The 11,494-nt window shown below is 34.7% G+C and carries 12 protein-coding genes; 3 read left to right on the top strand and 9 right to left on the bottom strand.

Annotated features, from left to right (window positions below; translation table 11 throughout):
* The first annotated feature begins 112 nt into the window (after positions 1-112).
* Complete coding sequence (locus MTX13_RS06900; protein WP_394801240.1) at positions 113-1,798, top strand: ABC transporter ATP-binding protein; 1,686 nt, start codon at positions 113-115, stop codon at positions 1,796-1,798.
* Here the strand turns inward: MTX13_RS06900 and MTX13_RS06895 are convergent.
* On the bottom strand, positions 1,793-2,113 hold the full coding sequence (locus tag MTX13_RS06895; protein WP_250433716.1) for a hypothetical protein: 321 nt from the start codon (positions 2,111-2,113) through the stop codon (positions 1,793-1,795). The two genes, MTX13_RS06900 and MTX13_RS06895, sit on opposite strands and share 6 nt — an antisense overlap.
* Before the next feature lie 78 nt (positions 2,114-2,191).
* Here MTX13_RS06895 and MTX13_RS06890 point away from each other — a divergent pair, with 78 nt between their 5' ends.
* Together MTX13_RS06890 and MTX13_RS06885 are read left to right on the top strand one after the other, a co-directional pair.
* The gene (locus MTX13_RS06890; RefSeq protein WP_250433714.1) at positions 2,192-2,842 is read left to right on the top strand and encodes a peptidase associated/transthyretin-like domain-containing protein; all 651 of its coding nucleotides are present in this window, start codon (positions 2,192-2,194) and stop codon (positions 2,840-2,842) included.
* A gap of 2 nt (positions 2,843-2,844) precedes the next feature.
* Positions 2,845-3,480, top strand: coding sequence for a hypothetical protein (locus MTX13_RS06885; protein ID WP_250433713.1), 636 nt, complete (start codon positions 2,845-2,847; stop codon positions 3,478-3,480).
* Here the strand turns inward: MTX13_RS06885 and MTX13_RS06880 are convergent.
* The 8 genes from MTX13_RS06880 to MTX13_RS06845 form a co-directional block, all read right to left on the bottom strand.
* Positions 3,475-4,131: a 3-oxoacid CoA-transferase subunit B gene (locus MTX13_RS06880; protein ID WP_250433711.1), complete on the bottom strand. Its 657-nt coding sequence runs from the start codon at positions 4,129-4,131 to the stop codon at positions 3,475-3,477. The two genes, MTX13_RS06885 and MTX13_RS06880, sit on opposite strands and share 6 nt — an antisense overlap.
* 2 nt (positions 4,132-4,133) lie before the next feature.
* On the bottom strand, positions 4,134-4,835 hold the full coding sequence (locus MTX13_RS06875; RefSeq protein ID WP_250433709.1) for a CoA transferase subunit A: 702 nt from the start codon (positions 4,833-4,835) through the stop codon (positions 4,134-4,136).
* A gap of 83 nt (positions 4,836-4,918) precedes the next feature.
* On the bottom strand, positions 4,919-7,246 hold the full coding sequence (locus MTX13_RS06870) for a penicillin-binding protein 1A (protein WP_250433708.1): 2,328 nt from the start codon (positions 7,244-7,246) through the stop codon (positions 4,919-4,921).
* A 3-nt stretch (positions 7,247-7,249) separates the two neighbouring features.
* Complete coding sequence (locus MTX13_RS06865) at positions 7,250-7,741, bottom strand: gliding motility lipoprotein GldH (RefSeq protein ID WP_250433707.1); 492 nt, start codon at positions 7,739-7,741, stop codon at positions 7,250-7,252.
* Positions 7,731-8,909, bottom strand: a complete 1,179-nt coding sequence (locus tag MTX13_RS06860; protein ID WP_250433706.1) for a PSP1 domain-containing protein — start codon at positions 8,907-8,909, stop codon at positions 7,731-7,733. Before MTX13_RS06860 ends, MTX13_RS06865 begins: the two co-directional genes overlap by 11 nt.
* Before the next feature lie 105 nt (positions 8,910-9,014).
* On the bottom strand, positions 9,015-10,019 hold the full coding sequence (locus tag MTX13_RS06855; RefSeq protein ID WP_250433705.1) for a radical SAM protein: 1,005 nt from the start codon (positions 10,017-10,019) through the stop codon (positions 9,015-9,017).
* On the bottom strand, positions 10,019-10,249 hold the full coding sequence (locus MTX13_RS06850; protein WP_250433704.1) for a ferredoxin: 231 nt from the start codon (positions 10,247-10,249) through the stop codon (positions 10,019-10,021). Before MTX13_RS06850 ends, MTX13_RS06855 begins: the two co-directional genes overlap by 1 nt.
* Positions 10,249-11,493, bottom strand: a complete 1,245-nt coding sequence (locus tag MTX13_RS06845) for a peptidase U32 family protein (protein WP_250433703.1) — start codon at positions 11,491-11,493, stop codon at positions 10,249-10,251. Before MTX13_RS06845 ends, MTX13_RS06850 begins: the two co-directional genes overlap by 1 nt.
* Between the last annotated feature and the right edge of the window lies 1 nt (position 11,494).

Genomic DNA, 11,494 nt, shown 5'->3' with positions numbered 1-11,494 from the left:
TTATTAATATGAAAATTTTTACGGGCTATTTTCGATTAAAAACTATTAAAAAAAAATAAGTACGGAAAAACCGTAAAATAAAATGTGAAAATAGCTACATTTACTCATGCAAATGGAACCTGTACTCACCGTAAAAAATTTATCCATTTCTTTTTTCAGCAATCAAATTGAAAAGGAAATTATTCACAATATTTCATACGCTTTAAATCCTAACGAAATTCTTGGGATTGTTGGTGAATCGGGTTCAGGAAAATCTGTTTCTACATTGGCTATTTTAGGATTGCTTCCAAAAAACATTTCTAAAATTAAGAATGGTGAGATAAACTTTAGAGGTGAAAATTTAACGAAACTATCTCCAAAAGCATTTCAATCAATTAGAGGGAATGACATTGCGATGATTTTTCAAGAACCTATGAGTTCCTTGAATCCATCCATGAGATGTGGAGAACAAGTTCAAGAAATTTTACAGCTACATACATCACTTTCTAAACAAGAAATAAAAGTAGAAACACTACAGTTGTTTCAAAAAGTAAAATTGCCAGACCATAATCGTGTTTTTAAAGCGTATCCGCATGAAATTTCTGGAGGACAAAAGCAACGGGTTATGATTGCTATGGCCATTGCTTGTAAACCAAAAATTTTAATAGCCGATGAGCCAACTACTGCTTTAGATGTAACCGTTCAAAAAGAAATAATATTGCTGCTAAAGCAACTTCAACGGGAGGAACAAATGAGTGTTTTATTTATATCTCATGATCTTGCTTTGGTTTCCGAGATTTCTGATCGTGTTCTAGTTATGTATCAAGGTCAAGTAGTTGAGCAAGGCCCAGTAACTGAAATCTTTAATAACCCCAAACATACGTATACTAAAGCGCTTATTAATTCAAGACCACCTTTGGATGTTAGATACAAGCGATTGGCGACCATAAAAGATTTTATGGATGAAACAGTTGATAAAACTATTGTCACCAAAACACAACGCGAAGTAAATCATGAAACGTTATATTCTAAACCGCCACTTCTTGAGGTTATCAACCTAGAAAAGGAATATCTATCAAAATCTGGTTGGTTTTCTAAACCTGAAAGTTTTAAAGCCGTTAACAGAGTTAGCTTTAAATTATATGAAGGCGAAACCTTAGGACTTGTTGGTGAATCTGGTTGTGGTAAATCTACGTTATCAAATGCTGTTTTGTTGTTGGATAAAGCAACTAGTGGTACAATTTTGTACAAAGGGGCTAACATTACTAATTTATCAAAAAAAGCCATCAGAAACTTAAGAAAGGATATTCAGATTATATTTCAAGATCCTTTTGCTTCCTTAAATCCGCGAATTCCTATTGGAAAAGCTATTCTAGAGCCTATGAGAGTTCATAATATTGGAACTTCGGATAAAGAAAGAAAAAATCTAGTTTACGAATTACTGAAAAAAGTTGGATTGGATTCAAGTTTTTTCAATAGATATCCGCATGAATTTTCTGGCGGTCAAAGGCAACGTATAGGTATTGCTAGAGCTATAGCCTTGCAGCCTAAACTAATTATTTGCGACGAATCAGTTTCTGCATTAGACATTTCGGTTCAAGCCCAAGTTTTAAACTTATTAAATGACTTGAAAGAAAATTATGGGTTTACCTACATATTTATTTCACACGATTTAGCTATTGTAAAATATATGTCAGACAATTTAATTGTAATGAATAAAGGAGAAATAGAGGAAATGGGCGATGCTGATGTAATTTATGACCATCCTAAAAACGATTATACCAAAAAACTTATTCATGCTATTCCAAAAGGACTATAGCATGAACAACTTTTTAGTAAGATACATCAAGCTCTTAATGAATCGTTTGGTCTGTTGTACTTTCACATGCAAACCATTTTCATAAGTAGGTTGTTCTGGTAGATTTGATGCAAAATTCATAACGTAGGTTTTTGGTAGATTTGGGTTTCTTTCTTCTATATGAATTATAATAGATTTGGGGAAAATTATAATCCAAATTTCCAAAAGAAATAGGTTAATCTGTTCAATAAATTTGGGACTGCTAATATGAAACTTATTTTCAATAAACCAGTTTAAAAGCATTATTTTTCGATGAAACGCATGTTTTTTTAACATTTAACACGATTTTAAATCTTTTTTCTTACAATTTTCATGTTCCTAATTTTATTTTTTTACATTTAAATAAAAATTGTGATGAAAAAAATATTCTTTTTTGCATTAGGTCTGTTATGCCTAAACTGCACTACTATACAATATGATGTATCTACTCGACTGGTATTTGAAGGTCAGGTTAACGACAGACAAGGTAATCCAATATCAAATAACGACATAGAGGCATGGATTAAGAACGCTAGTGATATTGACCTTATTGGGTTTACAACAACAAACTCTGATGGACATTTTGAATTGGTAATTCCAAGTCCGAAAAACGAAACTGATTTTGAAATTACAGTAAAAGGTAATTCAATATACAGAGGAAAAAAATACATAAATATATACCGTACAGATTTCCAAGATTATTATTTTAACGTTGGCGAAATTACACTTCTTGAGCTTGAAGATATTTCAGAATTAAGAATAACGCTTAACCAAACAAATCAAGAAAACACCATTACCGACATTCAAGTTTCTGGTGTTTTGGCAGATCAGACCATATGGGTAAATCCAGTGCAAGAAGAATATCCAGAACACTACCATGATAGTTATTACAAACAAGTGGCCAAAAATCAGGCACTTAACTTACTTTACGAAGTGCGTAACAACACAAGTGGACAAACCAATCAATTTAATGAAATTATAAATGTAGGATCTGACGATACTACACCATATGTTATTAATTATTAAGCATGAAAAAAGTTCTTTTTTTATTAATCGTTTTACCTCATTTATTGTTTTCTCAATCAAAAAATGATAATGCAGATCAGGAAGTAGAACAAACTTTCTTTCATAAACCACAATTTTATTTTTATATCAGTCATCATATTAACAAAGGTGAACATTTTTTAGCAGATGGACATAAACCTGATTTTTTTGGAGGAGGAATTCAAATTAATTTTATAAAGTATCACAACGTAAAATTTGGTCTAGGTTGGGAATATCATGAATATAATGTAACTGATAAAAGCACTATTGGAAATATTAACAGTTCATTTTACCACGCTGCATTTGCTAAATTTCAGTATCAATGGGATATTTTAAAAAGGTGGTCTATCGAACCTTATCTAGGTTTAGGAGCGACGCGAATTCAACAGCGATATATTAATTCTGCCAGAGATGATTTTTATGGTATGAATTTTTACGCAGGAGGTAATTTTACTTTTAAGTTAACCAAATATCTATCTGTTTTTACAGGAATTAATTATAATAATATCCGATTTAATATCAATACTAATAGCAATTGGAAAGATTACTTTAATAAAGTCAATCAAATACAAATGCAGTTTGGAATTATATTAACAGTTGATGGTAATAAAGGGTTATAGTTTCATTTCTGGAATATCCCCTTCAACTATCAAGGTGCCTTCTGTTGCTTTTTGAATGTCTTCTACTGAAACATCTGGAGCACGTTCCAATAGTTTAAAACCTGAATCGGTAACTTCCAAAACTGCTAAATTGGTAACTATCTTTTTAACGCAGCCCACACCTGTCAGAGGGAGTGAGCAACGCTTTAATAGTTTAGACTCGCCTGCTTTGTTGGTGTGCATCATGGCCACAATAATATTTTCAGCACTGGCTACCAAATCCATGGCGCCACCCATACCTTTTACCATGCGCCCTGGAATTTTCCAATTGGCTATATCGCCATTTTCAGCAACTTCCATTGCCCCTAAAATAGTAAGGTGTACATGTTGGCCTCGAATCATAGAAAAGCTCATAGCCGAATCAAAAAAACTAGCTCCAGGTAAAGTTGTTATGGTTTGTTTTCCTGCATTTATAATATCGGCATCTTCTTCACCGTCAAAAGGAAATGGCCCCATTCCCAAAACCCCATTCTCACTTTGAAATTCTACTTCTATATCATCTCGAACATAATTGGCAACTAATGTGGGAATACCTATGCCTAAATTTACGTAGTAACCGTCTTGGACTTCTTTTGCTATACGTTTAGCGATTCCGTTTTTATCTAAAGCCATGTCTATTCTCTTTTTCTTACAGTTCGTTGTTCAATACGTTTCTCATACTTTTCACCTTGGAAAATGCGCTGTACAAATATTCCTGGAATATGAATTTGGTTAGGATCTAGTTCACCAACTTGAACTAATTCTTCAACTTCTGCAACTGTAATTTTTGCAGCACCACACATATTAGGGTTAAAATTTCGGGCAGTTCCCTTAAAAATTAAATTTCCTGCAGCATCACCTTTCCAAGCTTTTACAAATGCAAAATCAGCTTTAAAAGCATGTTCCAATACATACATTTTACCATCAAACTCACGGGTTTCCTTACCTTCTGCAACTTCAGTCCCGTAACCTGCAGGTGTATAAACAGCCGGGAAACCAGCTTGCGCAGCACGACAGCGTTCGGCTAAAGTACCTTGTGGAATAAGCTCTACATCCAATTCACCACTTAACATTTGGCGTTCAAATTCATCATTCTCACCCACATATGATGATACCATTTTTTTTATTTGATGTTGATGTAATAATAAACCTAAACCAAAGTCATCTACTCCTGCATTATTAGAAATGCATGTTAGACCTGTTACACCAGATTTCACTAATGCTGCTATGGCATTTTCAGGTATGCCACTTAAGCCAAAACCACCAAACATGCAGGTCATATTATCTGAAACACCTGCGATGGCTTCTTGTACACCCGATACTTGTTTATTAATCATTTTTATTCTGTTTTTGCTGTGGAAAATTACAAAATAAAAAAGCCATTCGGAAGAGAATGGCTCTGATTTTAATTGCTATATAACTAAAAATCCAACTCGTCTGGAATTTCTTCATCTGGTAGGGAATCATTAACTTCTTGTTCGTAAACTTCGCAATCAACTTCGATGGTTAAGTCCTTGGGCTTTACAAATTCTTCTTGAGAAATATCCAACGTTTCGTCAGCATAGCAAGCTTTCATATACAATCCCCAAATTGGCAGTGCCATAGCTGCACCTTGTCCATAAGTTATGCTTCTAAAATGAGCTGCCCGATCTTCTGCACCAACCCAAACACCTGTTACCAAATTAGGCACCATACCCATAAACCAACCGTCACTTTGGTTTTGTGTGGTTCCTGTTTTTCCTGCAATTGGGTTTTTAAATTCGTAAGGATATCCTGTAACGACTTCTCTATAATCTGCTCTGTATTTATCTGCTCCTTTAGTGCGCAATCGAACACCTGACCCTCCATCTGTAACACCTTCCATAAGTTTAACGGTTACATAGGCTGTTTCTTCACTTATGACATCACGAGATTCTGGTGTAAATTGATACAATATTGTTCCGTTTTTATCTTCAATATGTGTTACCATTACAGGTTTTGTATACACACCTTGATTAGCAAAAGTGGCATATGCCGCAACCATTTCGTAAACACTTAAATCGGGTGTTCCTAATGCAATGGATGGCACAGCTGGAATATTAGATTCTACACCAAGTTTCTCAACTAAATCAATAACTGGTTGTGGTCCAACCTTATCCATTAATCGTGCTGAAATGGTATTAACCGAACTCGCTAATGCTGCTTTTAAAGTTAACTCTCCTGCATAATCACCATCATCATTTGATGGTGTCCAAGACTCCATTGCACCATGCCTTCCTGCTTCAATGGTAATTTGAGAGCGTGGCATTTTATAGCATGGTGATAAATGCAATTGATCTATAGCTGTAGCATAAACAAATGGTTTGAAAGTTGAACCTACTTGACGCTTACCTTGCTTAACATGGTCATACTGAAAATGTTTATAGTTCATGCCGCCAACCCAAGCTTTTACATGACCTGTTTGAGGATCCATAGACATCATACCAGGATGTAAAAAGGACTTATAATACCTCATAGAATCTATGGGCTTCATTACGGTATCTATTTCTCCTTTCCAAGAAAAAACAGTCATACTCGTAGGCTTATCAAAAGAGGAAATAATTTCTTCATCTGTTTTTCCCTCGTTTTTCATGACTCGCCAACGTTCAGATTGACGCATGCCACGTTTCATTAAAGCATCTATTTCACTTTGACTCAGCTCTAAAAATGGTGCTGTTGGATTTCTATCTGGTGTGTTTTGATGGTCAAACTCCGCTTGCAACCTTGGCATGTGTTGTTGTATGGCGTCCTCGGCATATTGCTGCATACGCGAATCTATGGTTGTATAAACTTTTAAGCCATCGCCATACAAATTATACTTTTCGCCATCTGGTTTTGGATTGTTCTTAATCCAATCTTTCATAAAGCCGTCTAAATAGGCTCTAAAATAAGTAGCAATGCCATCGCGATGCGATTGTGGTGAATAACGCAAACCTAAATCCAAACCTTGGAGCGAGTCTTTGGTTTCCTCTGAAATATAATCGTACTTCTCCATTTGAGATAGCACTACATTTCTTCTATTACGCGTACCAACTGGGTTACGATGTTCTCTTGGGTTATACAACGATGAATTCTTGAACATTCCAACCAACATGGCTGATTCCTTCACATCCAATTCATGCGGTTCCTTATCAAAATAGATACTAGCGGCAGAACGGATACCATCGGCATTGTTACCAAAATCATAAATATTGAAATACATCGCTATGATTTCTTCTTTGGTATATTGACGTTCTAAACGAATGGCAATAATCCATTCTTTGGCTTTTTGTAAAACACGTTCAATTATGTTAGACGAGCCTTCTCCATGGAATAATTGCTTGGCCAATTGTTGGGAAATGGTACTTGCTCCTCCGCCACTTCCTAGTTTTACCACCGCTCTTAAAGTTCCTCGTGCGTCAATTCCTGAATGTTCAAAAAAACGAGCATCTTCGGTTGCAACCAATGCATCTACTAAATGCTTTGGCAGCTCGTCATAACCTACGGGAGTTCGGTTATCATTAAAATAAAATTTACCAAGTGTTTTGCCATCTGAAGAAATAATTTCGGTAGCTAAATTAGTTTTTGGATTTTCTAGAACCGTGTGGTCTGGCATTTCTCCAAAAACACCCCATGAAGCCAATAAAAATAATAGCACAATAAATAAAATACCTCCTAAAAACAATTTCCAAAACCATCGTACATAGGTCTGGAAATCTTGAGCTTGTTTTACTTGTTTCTTTTTAGCCATAAATTATTGCTCTAATGGTTTTTCAATTCTAAATCCAACATCCGTAATACCTTGTAAATTGACAACTCCGTTTACTTTGCCATTTTCTCGCATGGCGTGTTGGATATTAATAGTATATTCTCCAGACTCGTTAAAAACAACGCCTTCTTTATACCATAGTTTATTTTCTTTAACATCGGTAAAACCTGTTCCTAGCAATTCGCCATTTGGTTTTGCCATGCGATATTGTAAGGTGTCTTTAATGGTTTTTCCGTGAGGAAAATTCATTTCAACAATTAAATACAGGTTGTTGTATTTGTAATCGTCGTTATTTCTCAAATTCACAAACAAGTTATACGGTTTTATGGAATCTGGCGGATTAATTTTAAAACTTACCACAGAATCTTTATGCCACTGATTTGGAATAGATTTATATACATCGTAAACCCGATTAGAATCGCAGGACACTAACAGTAAACAGCTTAAAATTAGGGCTACAAAAAATTTATTTCGCATTATTTTTCTTGCTTTGCGGTTTACGACGACGTTTGTTTTTATTTCCCCTATTACTTTTACGTTTATTTTTACGTTTTGGACTATCAAATCGCGTTAAACTATCTTGACCAACAACGTTTTCAAATTCAGTTTTAGTATCTTCAACCAAATCTGCTGCATATTCTTCAAGGCTCGCTACCTTTTTCTTTTGTTTATTTAATGCCAGTATTTCGTTGGCTTGGTCTTTGGTTATTTTGTGCCAATTCATCCATTCGCCTTCATAAGCAAACCACATATGACCTTTAAAAATATCTGTTTTTTGGCAAACTGCAGTTCCTTTTTCCGTATAGAGTTTAACATCAGATTTTGGAAAATCTTTTAAGGCATCTAAATAGGTGTCTAATTCGTAGTTTAAACAGCATTTTAATTTACCACATTGCCCAGCTAACTTGAGTGGGTTTAACGATAATTGTTGATATCGCGCAGCAGAAGTACTAACAGATCGAAAATCTGTTAGCCAAGTAGAACAGCATAATTCACGACCACAAGAACCTATTCCTCCTAAACGGGCGGCTTCTTGGCGAAAACCAACCTGTCGCATTTCAATTCGTGTTTTAAATTCTTTAGCGAATAGCTTAATAAGCTCGCGAAAATCTACACGCTCTTCTGCTGTGTAATAAAATGTTGCCTTACTGGCATCGCCTTGATATTCGATATCAGAAATCTTCATTTGAAGTTTCAAGTCAATAGCAAATTGTCTTGCTTTAACTTTCATAGGCTCTTCCTTATCTCGAGCAGCAGACCATACATCAATATCTTTTTGACTGGCTTTTCGATATATTTTAAAAGCTTCAGGATCATCTTCAGATAATTTTTTACGCTTCATTTGAACACGAACAAGTTCACCTGTTAAGGTAACCATTCCTATATCATGACCATATTCGGCTTGTGTTGCCACAACATCGCCTATACTTAAAGTTAAATTTTCGATATTTTTATAGTAGTGCTTTCTACCGTTTTTAAATCGGACCTCAACCCAGTTGAAAGGCTCTACTCCGTTGGGTAATTCCATATTGGCTAACCAATCAAAAACAGTTAGTTTGTTACAACTATCGGTACCACAAGTTCCATTATTCTTGCATCCTTTTGGCTGACCATCTTTTCCTGTTGAACATGTTCCACAAGCCATAAATTAAAGATATATATAGATTCTGAACGTAAATTCAGAAGACGATTAATACTAAAAATAAAACGTAAAGATAAGATTATTCTAATGACTTTAAAAAGCTATTATTTAATTGAATTCTATTTCGTAATTCAATCGGTTTGACAGCGATTTAAGAGTCGCTTTAGACTTAAAAGCATTCTTAAATAAGGTATTGCTCCATCCTATTTTTTTTGAATAGGCATTAAAGCTTTCATTTTTCCAATCGAAACCATCTTTCCAGAATTTTTGAGGCGAAATGTAGCAAAAGGTATAATCAAAAATTAGACTGGATTCGTTGGTTTCGTCTTTTGTTGGAATTTCTTCTGAAGCTAACAGCATAATATTATTGGCCTTACAACTTGCCTTAATATTTTGAATGAGCTTCGGATAATCATCTCTAATGGATTCTAAATCGAAATCGTTATACTCGGTATTACCAATTTTTTGAATAGGTCGAATTTGAAGAATGTCAAAGCTATTCCCATCAAAATGCTGAAAAAACTCTTGAAGTTCGTAAAAGTTATCTTTATTAAATGTGTAATTGATACGTACTTTAAAATTGTATTTTGATTTTAGTTTTGCAAAAGCCTTAAAGGCGTTATGAAACTTTTCATAACTCGCTTTCTTCATGAAGCTTTCATAGCTTTCTTTAGTGACTCCATGAAGAGAAATGGTGAACTCGTTTAAACCTGCTTTGAGTAGCTTTTCAATTTTTTCTTCGTCCAGTAAATTGGCATTAGTTGTTATGGAAATATAGGGTACATTATACATTTTACCCAATGCCACAACTTTCTCCAAGTCTTTATATAATGTAGGCTCTGTACCGCAGCCTATTTGAAGTTTTAAAGCACGATTAAAAATGGTTTTAGCTACTTGATTAAGTTCTTCCTCTTTAAACTGCCCTCTTAATGTTTTTACGTAATCTGCATCTGTAAAGTAGCACATCTTGCATCGTAAATTACAAGCCATAACCGGATCTAAGTTTACAGCTAAATAGCGTTTGTTGAATTTATGCAGTAAGTATAACCCTAGAAATTTAATTCTATGGCTCTTAATACGTCTGTTTAATTTTAGAAGTTTGTAAATGTTCATTAATTCAACTTTACACTAATAATTTTTACCGGACAAGCTTTAGCAGCGTTATCACAAGCATTGTAAATTTCATTATCATTAGATTTTACGGTATAAAATCCTTTTTTGTCTTTAGCGTGTAGCAATACTGTTTTACCGTCTTTTTTTGACATTTGAAACATTTCTGGTGCCATTTCCACACAGTAGTTGCACCCAATACACTTATTACGTTGCAAGGTAACAATAACCATTAGGCTTCTACTTTATTTTCAACAATTTTATAAAGCTTATCTGAAGGTCGAATTCTAAAGTCTAGAGGTATTGTTACTAAATCGCCTTTTTGACCTTTGTTGTTTTTGGCATCATTGACCATTAAATCTGAAACCTCACATTCTTTGGCGCCTGTGGTTGGCCCTGTGACCAAAATAGTGTCTCCAATGGCTACATCAAATGCTTCAATTTTAAATTCTCCTATTTTAGCTTTAGGATAAAAATGTGTGCCTTTACCAATATAAACTTTCTTTTGGGTGGCATGAGATCCTGAACCTTTACTCCATTCGCCTAATTTCTGTCCTAAATAGTAACCGCTCCAAAATCCGCGATTATAGACTTTTTCCAATTCCTGCATCCAAGCAATAACTTTTTCTTTATCATATGTACCATTTGCAACACTATCTATTGCATCACGATAGCATTTAATGACTTTGGCTACATATTCTGGAGCTCTTCCACGACCTTCGATTTTTAAAACTTTAATACCTGAATCTGCAATTTGGTCAAGGAAATCAATAGTACATAAGTCTTTAGGAGACATAATGTACTCGTTATCCAATTCCATTTCAATACCAGTTTCTTGATCGATTACCGTGTATTTTTTTCTACAGTTTTGCTTACACGCTCCCCTATTTGCAGAAGAATTATAGGCATGCAAACTCATATAGCACTTACCTGAAACTGCCATACATAATGCCCCATGACCAAATATTTCTATCTCTACCAGCTTGCCTGAAGGGCCTTTTATTTGTTCTTTTTCTATCTGTTCAGTTATTTTCTTTACCTGACGTAAACTCAATTCACGACTCAACACCATGGTATCTGCAAACATGGTATAAAACTTAACCGTTTCAATATTTGTGATATTGATTTGAGTGGAAATGTGTACTTCCATATCAAATTCACGAGCAATGGCTATCACGGCTTGGTCCATTGCAATTACTGCAGTAATGCTTGCCTCTTTAGCTTTTTTCACTAGAGTTTTTACAATAGACAAATCATGGTCATAAATTATAGTGTTCAAAGTTAAATAGGTTCGAACACCTTTTTCTTGGCAACGTTTAGATATTTCAGGTAAATCATCTAATGTAAAATTAATAGATGCTCTTGCTCGCATATTCAATTGTTCAACTCCAAAATACACTGAATCTGCACCATTATCTAAAGCTGCCTGAAGTGATTCAAAATTCCCGGCTGGCGCCATCAATTCAATTTTTTGCATG

Origin of the sequence: Hanstruepera flava, from assembly GCF_023634025.1 — a bacterium.
Lineage (GTDB): Bacteria > Bacteroidota > Bacteroidia > Flavobacteriales > Flavobacteriaceae > Hanstruepera > Hanstruepera flava.
This window is presented reverse-complemented; position numbering and strand designations above follow the sequence as displayed.